Raw genomic sequence first — 16,344 nt, forward strand, 5'->3', positions numbered from 1 at the left:
CGCGATAGAGAAACTGTCTCGCCGCTATGCCCGGCGCCTCGCCATGATGCGGGCATGAGACATGTCGGAGAATTGAGCGCGCGCCATCGCGGGCTGTTATTTGCTTTGGTCATCACGGCCGGTGTTCTGAACCTCGTCGATCGGCAGGTCATCGCGGTACTGAAGCCGGTGATCGCCGCCGATCTCGGCTGGAGCGATGACGATTACGGCACGCTGGCCGCCTGGTTTCAGGGCGGCGCGGCGGTCGGTTTCCTGTTCAGCGGATGGATCGTCGACCGGCTGGGTGTGCGCTGGGCCAATCCGATCGGGGTGGCGGCATGGAGCGTTGCGGCCTTGCTCCACGGCTGGGCGCGGTCGATGGGCGCGTTCATTGCGGTGCGCGTGGCCTTGGGGGCGACCGAGTCGATGGGGACGCCCACGGGCATCAAGACGGTCGCCGCCGTCCTGCCGCCGCGCTGGCGGTCCGCCGGATTCGGTGCGGGCAATGCCGCCAATAGCTTGGGCGCGATCCTGGCGCCGCTCGCCATTCCATTATTGGGCCTGACATTCGGCTGGCGGGGCACGTTCATCGTGGTCGGGCTGGTCGGGCTAGGCTGGGCCCTGACCTGGCTGATAGTGGCGCGGGGAATCGTCTTTGCCGCGCCCAAGCTGGCAGACGCCGCGCCGCCGTTGCCCGACGCGCGGCTGCTGCGCGACCGGCGGACCTGGGCGGTGGCGGGGGCCAAGCTGTTGTCCGATGCGACCTGGTGGCTATTGCTCTTCTGGCTACCCGACTTTTTCCACCGACAATTCGGCTTGTCGGGCGTCGCGCTCGGCGTGCCGCTGGCGCTGGCCTATGGCGGCGCGGCGATCGGCTCGCTGGTCGGCGGAGCGGTGCCGACCCGGCTGCTCGGGCGTGGCTGGTCGGTGAATGCTGCGCGCAAGGCCGTGCTGCTTGGCGGCGCACTGGCCGTCGTCCCGATCCCGCTGGCGCTGCTGACGCACAGCTATCCGGTCGCGGTGTCGCTGATGGCGTTGGCGCTGGCCGGGCATCAGGCCTTTTCTACCAACATCTTCGCGATGATCGCCGATATCGTGCCGCAGCACCGGGTCGGTCGGGTGACGGCGTTCGGGTCATTTTGCGGCAACATGGGGGGCGTCGCGATCGCGAAGATTGCCGGGCTGACCCTGGCGGCGGGGCTTGGCTATCTGCCGCTGCTGTTGTTCGCGGCGGTGGCCTATCTCGCGGCGCTCGGCTGGGTGCAATTGCTGTTGCCCCGGCTCAGGCCGATCGAGACCGGGGGCTAAAGCCGCGCTGCTAACGGGCGAGGTGCTTCTTTATTTCCCATGCAATGAGTGGGCATTAGCCTCCGCGTCGATCTGAAAGGGGACCAGATGATCGATCGACGCCTGTCCGTGCTGCTTGTCGGCACCGCTTTTACCCTGATTGCCACGTCCGCCGCCGCACAGGATGCGCCCACCGCTAAAAATGACACCAAACCCGCCGACGGCGAGGTGGTGGTGACCGCGCGCTTTCGCAACGAGACGCTGCAACAGGTGCCGATCGCGATCACGGCCCTGGAGGGCGGTGCGCTGGCGGAGCGGCAGCTCAACAATCTCGAACGGATCGCTGCCTCGATCCCATCTGTGGGCTTCCGCAGCGGCGCGTCCAACAAGGATCGCACCATCTTTATCCGCGGGATCGGCACGATCACGACCTCGCCCGGGGTCGAGCCATCGGTATCGACCGTACTCGACGGTGTGGTGCTGACCCGCCCGGGCCAGTCGACGCTCGACCTGGGCGAGGTCGAGCGGATCGAGGTGCTGCGCGGGCCGCAGGGCACCCTGTTCGGCAAGAACGCGTCGGCGGGCGTGGTCAATATCGTCACGCGCAACCCGACCGACGAATTCCATGCCTTTGGCGAGGCCGGGGCGACGACCGATCAGGAGTATCGCATCAAAGCAGGCGTGTCGGGTGCGATCGTGCCGGGCAAGGTCCAGGCGCTGATCGGGGGCCTCTATAGCGATTTCGACGGCAATCTTCGCAATGTCGCGACCGGCCATGATGCCAATGGCTCGCGCCGCTACGGGGCGCGGGGCAAGCTGGTGGTGACGCCTTTCGACGCGCTGAAGATCACCGCGATCGCCGACTATCTGAACACGCGCGAGACGGTGGCGGCGGTCTACAGCTCGACCCGGCAAATCGCCTATCCGACGAACGTAATCACCGATTCCGCCGCCCTGGCCGCCGCGCTGGCCGGGCAGGGGATCGTCGCGTCGCCGTCGAACCGGCGGCTGGCGACCGATATCGACACCCATGTCCGTGACGAGAATTACGGCGGATCGCTGACCGGCGAACTGGCGCTGGGCGACTATCACGTCACATCGATCACCGCCTGGCGGCTATGGCTGAACCACCAGCGGCAGGATTACGACGGCCTTGCCCAGCTGACGGCCGCCTTCCCCTCGGGCGCGGACGACGGGAGCGTCAACAGCCGCCAATTCTCGCAGGAGCTTCGGCTGACCTCGCCCAAGGGCGGCCTGATCGACTATGTCCTGGGAGCCTATTATCTGCGCGCGCGGACCGACGAGCAATATCAACGCGCGCTGACCACCCTGTCTGGCACGACGCGGACCAGCACCACCGGCGTCGCCAATTACGGCATCACCAACCACAATTATGCGCTGTTCGGCGAGGCGAACATCAACTTCACCCCGCATTTCCGGGGGATCGCGGGCTATCGTTCGACCTGGGATACGCTCGACTTCTATCACGTCCGCACGTCGACCAACGACCCGACGAACAGCGGCGCGGCGTCGCTCGACCGACCCGGCATTCGCGCCTATCACAATGCGACGGGCCGCACCGATGCGCGTGGCGACAGCTACCGCCTCGGGCTTCAACTCGATCTGGGCGACCATGCTCAGACCTATTTCACCTATTCGCGCGGTTACAAGGGCCCGGCTTACAACGTTTACTTCAACATGCGCTCGCTCAATGCGACGACCCTACTCGACGAAGTGCCGCTGAACCCGGAAACGTCCAACTCCTATGAGGGCGGGATCAAGGGCAGCACCGCCGACCGCGCGCTCAGCTATGCACTGGCGGTCTATACGACCGATTTCGATGGCTATCAGGCGAACTTCACCGACTCGGTTGGCGGCGCGCCGGTCACGCGGCTGATCAACGCCGGATCGGTCCGGTCGCGCGGAATCGAAGCGGACGTGACCTTACATCCTACCAGGGGCTTCACCGTCGACCTGTCCGGCGCGTTCACCGACGCCACCGTCCGCAACTTCAACTGCCCGGTCGGCGCACCGGTGAGCTGCAACATCAACGGCCAGCCGCTGCCCTTCGCGCCGCGCATTCGCCTGTTCGAGAACGCGGCCTATCGCTTTGCGCTGTCGGACGCGCTTTCGATGGAAATTCAAAGCGACGTGTCGTTCAGCAGCAAGGTGCAATATTCGCTGGCGGAGACGCCCAACACCGTCCAGCCCGCCTTTGCCGTCTGGAACGCCAGCGTCGCGCTGATCCGTCCCGGCGACGGGTGGCAGTTGCGCGCCTATGTGAAGAATATCGCCAACACGCCCTATGCCAGCTTCCTGAGCAACGGCACATTTGGCGGGACGGTCCGCTTCGTGCCGCGCGACGACCGGCGTTACGCGGGGCTTCTGCTGCGGAAGGACTTTTGATGAACGGCGACACGACGCGGCGCGGGGTGCTGCTCGCCGGGACCGGCGGTGCATTCGGCCTCTATTCGATGGCGGCGGGCGCCGCGCCAGAGCCGCGCCGGTCGCGCCGCCTGCCGCGTCTGCCGGGCATCAGGCCGCGCAACATCCTGGTCGTGCTGACCGACGACCATCGCTACGACGCCATGGGTTTCATGAAGTCGCAGGATTTCGGCGACACGCCCACGCTCGACCGGCTGGCGCGCGAGGGGACGCATTTCCGCAACGCGTTCGTCACCACCGCGCTCTGTTCGCCCAGCCGGGCGTCGATCTTCACCGGCCTTTATGCCCATCAGCACAAGGTGGTCGACAACAACCATCCGATCCCGCCGGGCCTCATATTCTATCCCGAATATCTCCAGGACGCCGGGTACGACACGGCCTTCATCGGCAAATGGCATATGGGCGACGACGGCGACGGGCCGCAGCCCGGTTTTGACCATTGGGTCAGCTTCAAGGGGCAGGGGAGCTATTTGCCCAGTGCCGACGGGCTGAACGTCGATGGCCGCCACGTACCGCAAAAGGGTTATATCACCGACGAGCTGACCGATTACGCGATCGACTGGATCGGCAAGCGGCCCAAGGGCCGCCCCTGGATGATGCATCTAGCGCATAAGGCGGTGCATTCCGAGTTCATCCCGGCCGAGCGCCACAAAGGGCGGTACGACGGGGAGACGTTCCGCTATCCCGCCTCGATGGCACCGAACGCGCCGGGGCGGCCGATGTGGGTGGAGAACCAGCGCAACAGCTGGCACGGCGTCGGCTATCCCTATCACGGCACGCTCGACATCGGCGACTATTACAAGCGTTACATGGAAACGCTGCTCGCGGTCGATGAGGGGGTGGCGCGGATCATGGACCTGCTTGAACAGCGCGGCGAGCTGGACGACACGTTGATCCTGTATCTGGGCGACAATGGCTTCATGTTCGGCGAGCATGGGCTGATCGACAAGCGCACCGCCTATGAGGAATCGATGCGCATCCCGATGCTGGCGCGCTGCCCGGCGCTATTCCCGGCCGGCAGCGTGGTGGAACAGGTGGTCGCCAATATCGACATCGCCCCCACGCTGCTCGCCGCTGCTGGACTTCGCGCGCCGGACGGCATGGCTGGGGCCAACGCGCTGCCGCTGGTGCGCGATGCGAACGCGCCGTGGCGAGACGAACTCCTATATGAATATTATTGGGAGCGGAATTTCCCCCAGACTCCGACCGTCCACGCCCTGCGCGAGGACCGGTACAAATATATGCATTTCCACGGCATCTGGGACATCGACGAACTATACGATCTGGCCGAGGATCCGCACGAGACGAACAATCTGGTTGCCAGCCCCGGTCATGAGGATCTCGCCGCGCGGATGAGTGGCAAGCTCTTCGCGCTACTCGAGCAAAGCCACGGCATGGCCATCCCACTAAGTGCCGATGCGGGGCAGCGAAACGAACTCCGCGATCCGAAGGGGGCATCACAGGCCCCGTTCCCGCCACGATTTTATCAATCGGGCAGGCCGGCATGAACGTGAACCGGGACCTGCTATGCCGTATGGCCCACTTCGATTGTCGGACAAGTTGCCACGAGATGCATATCTCGACACCGTGATTTCCAGGTGTTTGATCCCAGGGTTTGGTGGTGCGATCCTTTCGTTTGGAAGGAAGCCGTATGGGACAGGTCCGTCATGGGTGCGCCACGACCACGGACGCCCCGGCGAAGGTCGGTCGAGCGGCTGAACCGGACCATCAAGGAGGCGACCGCCAAACGCTTCCACCATGAAACCCATGATCAACTGCGGACACACCTCGCTGACTTCATGGCCGCATGGAATTTCGCCCGTCGGCGCAAGACGCTCAGCGGTCTCACGCCCTACGAGTACATCGCCGAGCATAGAATGTCTGCACATTGGGATCAGAACTGTCGCGAGACATTCATGCTAATATAGACCCCTCGCGTTCGCGTCCGCTGCTCGACACGAACCAATTCGCCTGCGCGATCCGGTGCGTAGAACATTCGCAACCGATGTTCCCGTTCGCCCGTAATGCCGGAGGCGGTCAGCGTCGTCTTATAGCCTGGTACCATGGCCGTCTCGACATAGGCGACCAGATAGGGGCGGTAGCGCGACTGTTCATATTGACCGACATACCATTCACGCTCCGACGAGGTGATGTCTGCGCTGATGCCGTACGCCGAGCGCAGCCGGACGATGTCGTGCCGGAAGGACGCTTCGAGAAAGTCGAAGTCGCGGCGGTCTGCGCGGCGTCCGCCGAACGGATCGGGACGGCGTGCCTGCGTCATGCTGCCCTTGGCGGTAAGCCGCGCGCCCGCCATCCAGCGATCGAGAGGCAGGGTAGCTTCGCCGGCAAGGCTCCACAGGTTCACGGTGCCGAAATTCAATAGTGCCTCGCCCCCCGACGACAGTGGGACATAGGTCAGGGCGTCCTTGATCGTCTCTTGCGACAGGGTGAGCGATAGCGCCCCGCCATTCTTGCCGAAGCGGTGATCGAGTTTGAGTGATGCGCTTTCGGTAACTTCCGGCCGCAGCCGTGCATTGCCGGCGATCGGCCGATCATCGATCAGGTTCCCGGTTGCGGCAAAGCCGGTAAGATCGAGCTGCCCGACCGTTCGCCGCCATCCCAGCCGCAACTGTGTTTTCGCACCCGCATCCCAGATCAGGGCGGCCGACGGTTTCCAGAAGGATAGCGTTCGCCGCTCCGCCTGTTGACCGCCGACTTCGAGACCCGCGCGTTCATATGCCAGTCCGGCTTCCGTCCGCAGGACCGGCGTCAACCGTGCCGACAGGTTCGCGGTGACATCGGCGCGTAGTTCACCGACCCGCACATCCGATCCGGGAAGATCGAGCGCCACGCCGTCCTCCATCTGACCAAAGCGTCCGTTCAGCCGGTTCCATGCCAGTTCCGCGATCAGTTCGGGCAGGAGCCAATGCGGGCCCTCCCGGTGCAGCGACGTGCGTGCCACCAACTCGGTCGTTCGGTTCCGTGAGGTGAAGCCAATTTCTGTCGCGGTTCCGGCGGAGGCTTCGAAAAACGTGTTCGTCGCGGTGCGGGCCAGACCTACGAATTTGAGGCCCCAACCCCGCGACAGGGAGCGTATCCAGTCGATGCCGAACTCGCCGTCATGATCGCCCTCCCGACCGAAGATACGGGACCCCGGCTCGCCGGACATGTCCGACGTCAGTGTCTGGCGGTAGCGTTCGCGTTCCCAGGCGTAACGGACGTTTGCGTTCAACTGCCCGCCCAGCACAGCGCGCGACGCGGTGGCGTTGGCGGCGATCTTCGTTTCGTTCTGGGGGAGCCTTTCGTTCTGCACGGCAGTCATGCGACCCGCCTGATCGAAGTGATCGTAGCGCCCGGTATAGCGGTTCCGTTCATAAGACGCGGTCAGTCCGGTGGAAAGTTGCCAGTCGCCTGCGGCAAAGGCATAATTCGCCTCCATGCCAGGTGTGACCCCGTCGCTCGGCGCGCCGCGGAGCTGGACGTTGGCATTGCCCGATGCGTCCGCGCCCTCGACCAGCACCAGATTGGCAACCAGCGTCTGCCCCTGCGCCTCGCCGGTCATCGCCCCACGGATCAGCTCGACCCGTGCCACGCGCGCGGCACTTATCCGCCCCAGAAACGCCTTCAACCCGCCCGACTTGAAGGTCGGACGCTGGCCATCGACCAGAACATTGCCCGCATTGGCCGCAAAACCGCGCACCATGTCATCGGTGTCCGGCGCGACGAGCGTAAAGCCTGGGGTGCGCCGCAGCAGGTCGAGCGCGGTCTGCGGTTCGAACTGGGTATAAAAGGATGCGGGATAGGCGATGCTGTTGCCCGCCCTCGGAACGGTATCGTCGCTGTCCTGGCTGGGCGCGAGTGCCGCGCCGGCCGGTTGCTGAGCCGCGATCAGGCCGGCGGGAAACGAGAGCACCACGAGAACCAGTAGCGAGCGGGCAGAGTAGTTGACCGCCCGTTTCACCGGATCACGAACTCGACCGGGACGACCAGTTCGATCGTATCGCCCTGCACCTCGGCCGGTGGTTTGGGCAGTGGTTGCGCACGTTTGGGAAGCGCGATCGCCGCGCTGTCGAGCGCGGCGACGCCCGACGAACGTTCGAGGCGCGCCGACAATACCCGGCCGTCACGATCCATGACGAAACGGATATAGGGTACGCCCTGCTGACGGCGAAAACTCGCCTCGCGTGGGTAACGCCGCACCTTGTTCAGGGCGGCGAGCACCTGACCCTGCCATGTCGGCGGAGCGTTGGACGGTTGCGGAGCAGGGGGTATGGGTCGCGCTTCGGGGGCGCTGGTCTGTTCGACCGGCGGCACCGGATCGGTCACCGGCTTTGTCGGCGCAACGCTGACCGGATTTGTAGTGGGCATCGGTACCAGTGGGGTCTCGACGATCGTCTGTTCGCGCGGCTGCTCGGGGCTCACTTTGGGCGTCTGTTCGGGGCTGGGGGGCAGTTCGCGCACCGGTGCGGGCGGTGCCGCCGGCGGGGCGACGTCGAATACCGCCATCGGAGGAGCGGGCGCGACGGGCCGATAGCTGGTCCATGTCACCAATGCGCCACCGAGCGTGACGAGCGACAGAGCTATCACGCCGCCCGCCCCGGTCAACCGGGCGCGCAGGCTGGGCGGTCGATCGGCATAGCGCAACGGTGGCGGCCACGTCACCACGCTGGCGTGCCGTGATGTCGTGGCGGCCATCGGGCTGGCATCGACGCCGGCCGGCGGATCGGCGACCGCCGTCAACGACCCGTCCGAAACAAGGATTGTGGCCATGGTCATCGCTCCATCCGTCGATCAGAAGCGCGCTCGAAGCGTGCCGACGATCCGCCGGGCCTCACCGAACGTCGCGAACCAGTCCATGTTCGAGTAATAGCGTTTGTCGAACAGGTTGCTGGCGTTGACCGAGAGCGATAGCTGGGGTGTGAGCGCATAGCGGACAAAGGCGTCGACGACCGCATAGGCCGGCTGCGTCGCACGGGTCTGGCCCGACACCCATCCGCTGATATCGGTGTAGCTGCTGCTGTTCCACAACAGATTGCCGCCGACGTTCAGCCCGTGGATGCCTGCTTTGCCAGCATCATAGCTTGTCAAAAGCTTGACGCTGTCGCTCGGGAGGTTCGCGTTCAGTCGCACGCCATCGCGATCCTTCGGCTCGACATGGCTGTATCCCCCTGAAACCTGCCAGCCGGGCAATATCTCGCCGGACGCCTCCAACTCGACACCTTCGGAGCGGGTACCGTCGAGCGCCTTGTATACATAGTCGCCGGTCGGCCCGACCACGCCCGGAACATAGACGGCGAAGTTCGATTGCTGGATACGGAACCATGCGGCCGACAGGTTCAGCTTGCCGTCGTTCAGCGCGGCTTTCGCCCCTAGTTCGTATCCCTTGCCGACCAGCGGATCCAGGAAACGGCCCTGGACGTCGCGATAATCCTGCGGCTGAAATATGTCGGTATAGCTTGCATAGAGCGAGACCTGTCGCGTGACGTCCAGGACCAAGCCGGCATAGGGCGTGAATTGTCCCTTCTCCTCGATGCGTGAGGTCGTGCGCGTACCCGTGACCCGAACGTTCCATGTGTCGCGAAGCCAATTGGTAATGCGTCCGCCGGCGATCAACGACAATGGTGACACGGGCTTCAAGCGCAGGGTGCCGAAGGCTGCCGTCTGCCGTTCCTTATTGCCCGTCTCACCCCGATAGACCCAGTCCGGCTCGGCTGGGCCCTTGCCTTGCCATGTGTAATAGTTGGCGATCGCGGTGTCGGGATAATCCCAGTTCTTATAGGCCGGACCGTCCTCCTTGGTCTGGTAATGGGTCGCGCCCACCATCAGTAGATCATCGTCGCTGAAAATCTTCAGCGGGCCGGAGGCCGTGCCGATCACGGTGGCCATGCGCTGGGTGGCGGCCCAGCGGCCTGGATAGATTCCGATGCCGCTGCCATCGGGATTTAGCGCGCCGTCCAGCGCATAGCCGAATACCATGTCGTAATTTTTCTGCGTACGATCGACGTCGAGGCGTAGCGACCAAGCGCCGACCCGTTGTTCAAGCGAGGCGAAGGCGCTGAGCGAGTCGCGATCATACCGGGTCCAGTCGGTCACGGTATTGCGCGACCGGGCAAATCGCGTCGGTTTCCCGTCGGTGGTGATGATCGGCACGCCGTTCATGTTGGACTGATCGGCCTGCCGTCGCAGGTAATCGATACCGACGCGCAGCATCGTCGTATCGGTCAGTTCGGTCTCCGCCGTCGCATATAGGACGTTGCGATGGGTGGTGGCGCGGTCGATGTTCAGCCCGCCGCCCTGATAGGCTCCGACGAAGCGCGCGCGTACCCGGCCGTCGCCATCCACCGGTCCGCCGATATCGATCTGGCCGCGACCGTAAGACCATGACCCGCCTTGGCCCTCCAGCAGGATCTGCGTCTGCGCCGTGGCGCGTTTGCGCACGAGGTTTACGGTCGCCGCCGGGTTCCCCGAGCCATTGAGCAGGCCCGACGCGCCCCGGATCAGTTCGGCACGGTCGTAGATGGCCAGGTCGGCATAGGAGTCGCCAAAGCCATAGGCGGTGGGACGGGCAATGCCGTCGACCTGCCAGTTGCTGACCGCGAAACCGCGTGAATAGAGGACGCTTGAGTCCGAATCCGGCGAACCGCTGGCATTGAACGTCACGCCGACCGTCTGCGCCAGCGCCTGCGTAATTTCGGTCAGATTCTGGTCTTCGATCCGTTGCCGGGTGATGATCGTCACCGATTGCGGCGTCTCTTTCAGCGTCGTCGGCATTCGCAGCGCGGTTGTGGTGACGGGCGAGGCGTAGGAGCGGGACGCCTCCGTCGTGCCCGGATCGCTGGTGGTGGAGCCAAGGGGGATCGATGCGCTTTCTCCGCGTCCTTCCACCCGTACCGGGCCAAGCTGGATCGTGCCGTTCGCGACTTGCGGTGCAGCCTCCAGTGTGAAGGCCCGCTCACCGGTCTGGCGGAAGCTGAGACCGCTGCCGGTGAGGATATGCGACAACCCCTCGGCGAGAGCGAAGCTGCCTTTCAGGCCCGGACTCGTTCGGCCGGTGGTCAGTTCCGCGGGATAGGCCAGCTCGACACCGGCCTGCTGAGCATAGCGGTTCAGGACATCGGCCAGATTGCCAGCGGGAATGTCGTACCTGCGCGTGGTCTGCGCTGCGGCGGCGCTTGCCATGACCATTGCCGCCGCGCCCGTTGTAGCCAGCAGCAATGTCTGCGGCAGCACCACACGCATGCCGCTGCGCAGCATCCCCGAAACCTTCATGTTCAAACCCTCGAATTCATCCTGCCAGCAACTGCTAATGCGAGTTGCTTGCATTATGGACGATCGACCGATGGGAAACGAGAGGTCGGGAAATGCAATTTTTGTGGTTCAGGCCGAAATCAGTATCAGTCGCTCGGTCAGATGGATGCTCTTGAGCCCCAGAGAGCGTTGCAACTGATCAAGCGTTGCCACGGGGCGGTCGGTGCGGAATACGCCGCTGACACGCAGCCGGCGTGCCGTGCCGATTACACGAGCGTAGCCAACATGATAGCGACCGATCTCGGCCACGACCTGTTCGAGGGGCGCATTGTTGAAGGTCAGGACCCCATCGGTCCACGCCATTGCGGTAATCGCATCAACATCGGTAACGGCGGACAGGCCGTCCGGGCCGTAGCAGACACTCTGCCCCTGGCGAACCAGCCGCACGCCGCCCCCCGGCGCCGGATAGGTGACACGGACGGTGTGTTCGGTGACGGTCACGTTCGCGCCTATGTCGCTTCGGGACACCAGGAAACGGGTGCCGAGCGCGGTGGCGGAGCCCTCGGCCGTTTCCACGGTAAAGACACGCTTCGCATCGCGCGCCACGGAAAAGGCCGCCTTGCCGGCCAGTAGCCGAACCACCCGCCGGTTGGCGTTGAAATCCACGGCGATGGCGCTTTGGGTATCAAGCTGGACCAAAGATCCGTCTGCCAACGTAATTGTTCGTCGCTCCCCGGTCGCGGTCCGCTCGTCCGCGCGTAGCCATGTGGGCCAGTCCTGCACGGTGCCGATCGCAACCAATGCCAAGCTCGCCGCCACCGCCATCGCCGTCAACGGACGCCGCCGGTTGTGTGGGCCACGGCCGTGCGGGGCGGCGTGCGCGGGAATGCCAGCACGTAACATGGGGGTATCCCGGACCGCACCCATTTGCTGCCAGACATCCTCCATTTCCGCAAAAGTCTGGCGGTTTCGCGGATCGGTCGCCAGCCAGCGTTCGAAGGCCGACTGTTCATTGGGGGACAATGGGCCGGTATTGACCAGCGTTACCCAATACGCCGCTGCATCGGCGGAATCGGTCGGCGGCCCGCCCCGTTCGGGATCGTTCATCGACGTTCCAGTTCCGCCATCGACCTTATCCTTATGCAAAACGCCCGAGCCACGAGAGGGGATAGGTCGCCCATCACCCGCCTATATGGTTTCGTCGTCCGCGATCGCACGTTGGCATAGTTGCAAACCGTGTCGCAGGTGCTTGCGAACCATGTCGTGGCTGATGCCGAGACGATTCGCCGTGTCGGCCACGCTCAATCCATCCAGCCGTACCAAGACGAAAACCTGACGACAGCGTGCTGGCATATGGTCCACCGTTGCCGCGATGCGGCGCAGCTTCTCGCGATCGAGCAGATGGGCTTCGATATCGGGTGTGGCGTCGGCCATGTGCGACACGTCATCGGCGGCGGCGAACAGCCTGTCATGCCGACGCATCGAGCGGAGTTGATCGAGTGCCAGATTCGAAGCCAGTCGAAACAGGAACGACCGCTTATTGCGGATCGGTGGAACGTCCTTGACTGTCTGAACCCGAAAATACAGCGCCTGGGTGATGTCTTCCGCTGTCGGTTCGTTGCCGATGATTCGACTGATCCACCGTATCAGCGTGGCACGCTCGGTCACTAGCAGGCGGGACAGGACGATCGCGTTCGTCGACATGGCGGCGTGCCTATTGGAGTTGCGATAGATTCGCAACATTGCTCTATTCAGGGGCGGGAGTGGTCGATGGTGGCGAGAACCCGCCTGCTGTTATGACCGGCAATATCTGCCGCTGCTTTGCGATCCGGCACTCGTTCTGCTTGTCGACGATGACCACGATGCGCAGCCGTCGCCATGGGCGAAGAGTTGCCCTTGCCTGCGACGAACTGCTCAAGACCTTCGTCACTGTCGCAGGAAGCTTGTGCTCGGCAGGTGCGGATAGAGCAAGTTGCCGGCAGCGCGGGTTTGAGGAGGCATATGCCGGGGGGAGGGGACTGGCGGCATAGTTATCGCTTTGCCGGCTATCCCTATTGGCACGCTCGCTTACGCGGGTGTCACGGGCCGGATATGCCGATGCACGCCAATGAGGCCCGTACCAACATCAAAACGAGCGACCCGAATTTCCCGCCGTTACGATCCACGCCGCGCCACGGATCAGATTGGCGCGCCGGCCAGGCAGGGCGGCCAGGGCTGCACGCACGGCATCGGCCGCTCGTGTCCGAACGTCTTTGGGTTGATCCTGCAATGCGCGTGCGAGCGGACCGACATCGAACGCAAGCGCCAGCCCATCGTCCACCGCCTGCGCACGTGTTTCACCCCGGCCAAAAGGAATGACCCGGTCGAATGGCGTCAGCGTGATGGCTGTGAACCCTGCCTGTTGGAGAATCCGCGTCACCCTTGCCGCATCACCGAACGAGAAGGGGCCGGGCGCTTCCGGATTCGGCGAGGGAGGGGGTGGTACAATATCGGCAATGGCGCGCAGCGGCAGGCGGACCCAGTCATTCTCCGACGCCTGACGCCAGGAGACGAATGCCAGCCTTCCGTCCCGACGCAAAGCGGTCCGCAATCGGGCGAAGGCGGACACCGGATCGTCGAAGAACATGACGCCGAGGCGGGAAAACAGGAGATCATAGGCACCATTTCCGAGATCGGCGGTCGCCGCATCCGCAAGTTGGAACTCAAGCGGCAGTCCGTGCGGCGCCACAGCGCATGCGCGAGCGATAAGGGGTTCGGAAATGTCGATACCCAGCACATGTCCGGTCAGCCCGACATATTTGGCGAGCGCGATACTGGTCGCACCCGCGCCACAACCGATGTCGAGGATATGCTCGCCTACCGCCGGTGCCGCCGCCTCGATCGCTGCCGTGCCGAACGATCGCAACATCCGGTCGAGCCGGACCTGATGCATGACCCAGCGCTCGCCGTTGCGGCCGCTCCAGTCGGCGGCCTGCCCAGCATTCGGCGATGAAACACCGACCTTGTGTGACATGTCAGTGCCCCCCGCCGATCACCATCCAGAGCGCCATGGCGATCATCAGGACATTTTCGGTCAACGACAGAAAGCCGAGCGGCACTTTGGTGCTGCCACCGACGCACGCGCATTTCAGGGTGCGACGTTCGATATAAACTGCTTTCAGCACGGACACCGCGCCGATCGATCCGATCGTCAGAGCGACGGGCACGGAAACCCATCTCAAAATTCCGGCCGCCATCAGGACGCCGGCCAGGCCTTCGGCGTAAGGATAGATATAGGCATAGGGCACCCAGCGTCGCGCGAGCAGGTCATAGTTCAGGAACATCGACGAGAAGCGCTCGACATCCTGAAGCTTCAGCATCGCCAGCACGCACATCGAGAAGGCGACGAACCACTCGGCCACGCGGATCGACAAGGGCGTACCATCGACGGCGATACCGGCCGACATCGCCATCAACGCCGTCATCCCGAAAACGGCGATGACAGGACGATAGCTCGTCGCGTCCGGATCCGCGACGCGCTTGCCCAGAAAGCGACGCAGGTCGGAATAGCCCCCGATGCGCTGTCCATCGATGAAGATTTGCGGCGTCGTCGACACCCCGTGTTCGGCCTTGAACGCATCGACTTCCGCACGGGACGACAGCAGATGATCGTCGACCGCGTAGCCCCCCCGCCGCAAGACGTCGCGGGCCTTCAGCCCGAACGGGCACATATGTCCGGGTAGCGCCATACGGTACAGCGCGGCGCTTTTCATAGAGTTCATTATTGCTTCTCCGTCATCGCCGGGGAGTATAGCTTCCGTACCGTGGTACGGAGTCAAGCATGTGAATATGACGATCGCAGGTTTAGCTCGCGCAGGTGGCGTCGGTGTGGAGACGGTTCGATTCTACCAACGGCGGGGGTTGCTCGACATCCCCCGGCGCGGTGAAGGGACGGGAAGGTCGGGCGGTATCCGTCGCTATGGCGATGCGGAGCTTGCTCGGTTGCGTTTCATCCGGGCCGCGCAACGGGCCGGATTTACCCTTGATGAGGTCGGCCAGTTGCTCAGGCTGGATGCGATAGATGACAAATCGCGTATACGTGCGATGGCCGATGCCCGGTTGGCCGCGCTTGATGTTCGCATTGCCGAGATGCAGGCCGCGCGTGCCGCGCTTTCCCATCTATCGTCGGCATGTGATGCATCAGGTCTGGATCCATGTCCGATCATTACCGCATTCGAGCACTGACTGCCCATGTCCTGCCGATCGAACACCGGACATCTAACCCAGCGGGCTGAGCTGGCCGATCAACCAATCGTCCAGCATCCTCGCCTGCAGGGCCGCTTCAGTGACCAGTTCGCCATGTATCCTGCGAACGACGGGGTGCTTGAGCGCAAGCGGGGAGACTTGGGAACGCGGAACGGGATCATGCCTCATGATGCTTCCCTTTCATGATCAGGTGCGTATCCGCAGCGCGGAACCGAATTTGGTGGCAGCGCCGGCGAGTTGGGATGCCATGTCGTCCGAGACGAGGCTGGTCGCGATGCGCATCAGGCTCGCACCCTCGACGCGCGCAACGGAGAACAGGGTCAATATCCTGGCTTCGTCATCGCCGACGCCGTGATAATAGGGCGGCGCAAACCGCATCGTGCCATGGCCATGTCGATCCACCAAGGTCATCGCGCATTGAAAGGCGAGCAGGGCGGCATCGATCTGCCTCGCGACAAATCGGCCGCGCAACGTAACCTGTGCGCAGCGCCCGGAACGGATGGCCGCGACCCAGTCACGGATGGCGTACAGAGTGAAAGCATCGTCCTGCGGAAGTTCTTCCACCAGCCGATCGAGATAGCGGTAGAGCTGGAGCATGGCGATCAGGCCAAAGCAGGGGTTGCGAACGGGAGCTTGTCTCCGTCAACTCTCGTCGCGTGCGACGTGGCCGTGACGACCTCGCCGCATAGCTGGCGTACGCTCAGCACCGCGCAGTGCAATGCCCCGTGCAGCCCATGCGGCGCTTCGGTATCGCAATTGCAGAAAGACGCTTTTCCCGGGCTGGACAAAAGGCGAATGACCGCACGCTCGTCACAACTCAGGCAGCGTGAAGAGCAGGATTCCGTCACAAGCTTCCGCTTGAGCACCGCCTCCGCCAGTTGGAACACACTCGCCAAGGCGATGCTTCCGGCTGGCAACAGGGTTAGACTTTGCCCGAACATGACCAGCCGTGACAGGTTCATACCGTCACCGTTTCTGTCCCGCACCGCGCAATAGTAGCGCAATAATCGGACGACCGTCAGTTCGCCGTCTCTGATAGGTGCGATGATGCGTTCCATCAAAACCATTGCGCTTCTCCCAGATAAGGTTTGTTCTTGGCATCGCGCTCCAGCGCCATATCATTCTCGCCGCCGAGCGGGG

The 16,344-nt window shown here is 63.8% G+C and carries 14 protein-coding genes and 1 pseudogene; 5 read left to right on the forward strand and 10 right to left on the reverse strand.

Annotated features, from left to right (window positions below):
* Positions 1-54: 54 nt before the first annotated feature.
* The 4 genes and pseudogenes from ACWPWT_RS13290 to ACWPWT_RS13305 all read left to right on the forward strand — a co-directional run.
* Positions 55-1,287, forward strand: a complete 1,233-nt coding sequence (locus ACWPWT_RS13290) for an MFS transporter (protein WP_454280072.1) — start codon at positions 55-57, stop codon at positions 1,285-1,287.
* 87 nt (positions 1,288-1,374) lie between these two features.
* Positions 1,375-3,672 (forward strand): TonB-dependent receptor, encoded by a 2,298-nt coding sequence (locus tag ACWPWT_RS13295; protein ID WP_454280073.1) that lies wholly within the window; start codon positions 1,375-1,377, stop codon positions 3,670-3,672.
* The gene (locus tag ACWPWT_RS13300) at positions 3,672-5,219 is read left to right on the forward strand and encodes a sulfatase family protein (RefSeq protein ID WP_454280074.1); all 1,548 of its coding nucleotides are present in this window, start codon (positions 3,672-3,674) and stop codon (positions 5,217-5,219) included. Before ACWPWT_RS13295 ends, ACWPWT_RS13300 begins: the two co-directional genes overlap by 1 nt.
* Positions 5,220-5,414: 195 nt before the next feature.
* Positions 5,415-5,582 (forward strand): annotated as a pseudogene (locus ACWPWT_RS13305) (IS3 family transposase); the annotation flags it as partial.
* Positions 5,583-5,605: 23 nt separating this feature from the next.
* On the opposite strand, the gene ACWPWT_RS13310 reads toward ACWPWT_RS13305, so the two are convergent.
* The 7 genes from ACWPWT_RS13310 to ACWPWT_RS13340 all read right to left on the reverse strand — a co-directional run bounded on the left by ACWPWT_RS13310 (position 5,606) and on the right by ACWPWT_RS13340 (position 14,720).
* Positions 5,606-7,672, reverse strand: coding sequence for a TonB-dependent receptor plug domain-containing protein (locus ACWPWT_RS13310; RefSeq protein WP_454280075.1), 2,067 nt, complete (start codon positions 7,670-7,672; stop codon positions 5,606-5,608).
* Positions 7,669-8,481 (reverse strand): TonB family protein, encoded by an 813-nt coding sequence (locus ACWPWT_RS13315; RefSeq protein ID WP_454280076.1) that lies wholly within the window; start codon positions 8,479-8,481, stop codon positions 7,669-7,671. Before ACWPWT_RS13315 ends, ACWPWT_RS13310 begins: the two co-directional genes overlap by 4 nt.
* Before the next feature lie 21 nt (positions 8,482-8,502).
* Positions 8,503-10,980 carry a TonB-dependent siderophore receptor gene (locus ACWPWT_RS13320; RefSeq protein ID WP_454280077.1) on the reverse strand — a complete coding sequence of 826 codons (2,478 nt, stop codon included), beginning with the start codon at positions 10,978-10,980 and terminating at the stop codon, positions 8,503-8,505.
* A 108-nt stretch (positions 10,981-11,088) separates the two neighbouring features.
* Positions 11,089-12,066: a FecR family protein gene (locus tag ACWPWT_RS13325; RefSeq protein ID WP_454280078.1), complete on the reverse strand. Its 978-nt coding sequence runs from the start codon at positions 12,064-12,066 to the stop codon at positions 11,089-11,091.
* A gap of 81 nt (positions 12,067-12,147) precedes the next feature.
* On the reverse strand, positions 12,148-12,663 hold the full coding sequence (locus tag ACWPWT_RS13330; RefSeq protein WP_454280079.1) for an RNA polymerase sigma factor: 516 nt from the start codon (positions 12,661-12,663) through the stop codon (positions 12,148-12,150).
* A gap of 421 nt (positions 12,664-13,084) precedes the next feature.
* Positions 13,085-13,972: a class I SAM-dependent methyltransferase gene (locus ACWPWT_RS13335; protein WP_454280080.1), complete on the reverse strand. Its 888-nt coding sequence runs from the start codon at positions 13,970-13,972 to the stop codon at positions 13,085-13,087.
* Position 13,973: 1 nt separating this feature from the next.
* Positions 13,974-14,720, reverse strand: coding sequence for a MauE/DoxX family redox-associated membrane protein (locus tag ACWPWT_RS13340; protein WP_454280081.1), 747 nt, complete (start codon positions 14,718-14,720; stop codon positions 13,974-13,976).
* Between the two features lie 61 nt (positions 14,721-14,781).
* On the opposite strand from ACWPWT_RS13340, the gene ACWPWT_RS13345 reads away from it, so the two are divergent.
* Positions 14,782-15,183: a MerR family transcriptional regulator gene (locus ACWPWT_RS13345; RefSeq protein ID WP_454280082.1), complete on the forward strand. Its 402-nt coding sequence runs from the start codon at positions 14,782-14,784 to the stop codon at positions 15,181-15,183.
* Between the two features lie 33 nt (positions 15,184-15,216).
* Here ACWPWT_RS13345 and ACWPWT_RS13350 read toward each other — a convergent pair whose 3' ends face one another.
* The 3 genes from ACWPWT_RS13350 to ACWPWT_RS13360 are packed head-to-tail and all read right to left on the reverse strand — an operon-like array spanning position 15,217 to position 16,271.
* A complete protein-coding gene (locus ACWPWT_RS13350) occupies positions 15,217-15,372 on the reverse strand; it encodes a hypothetical protein (RefSeq protein ID WP_454280083.1) in 156 nt (51 codons plus the stop codon).
* 18 nt (positions 15,373-15,390) lie between these two features.
* The gene (locus ACWPWT_RS13355; RefSeq protein ID WP_261270078.1) at positions 15,391-15,801 is read right to left on the reverse strand and encodes a hypothetical protein; all 411 of its coding nucleotides are present in this window, start codon (positions 15,799-15,801) and stop codon (positions 15,391-15,393) included.
* A gap of 5 nt (positions 15,802-15,806) precedes the next feature.
* Entirely contained in the window at positions 15,807-16,271 is a 465-nt protein-coding gene (locus ACWPWT_RS13360) for a hypothetical protein (protein WP_454280084.1), read from the reverse strand.
* Positions 16,272-16,344: the final 73 nt, after the last annotated feature.

Source organism: Sphingomonas sp. Marseille-Q8236, from assembly GCF_965112005.1.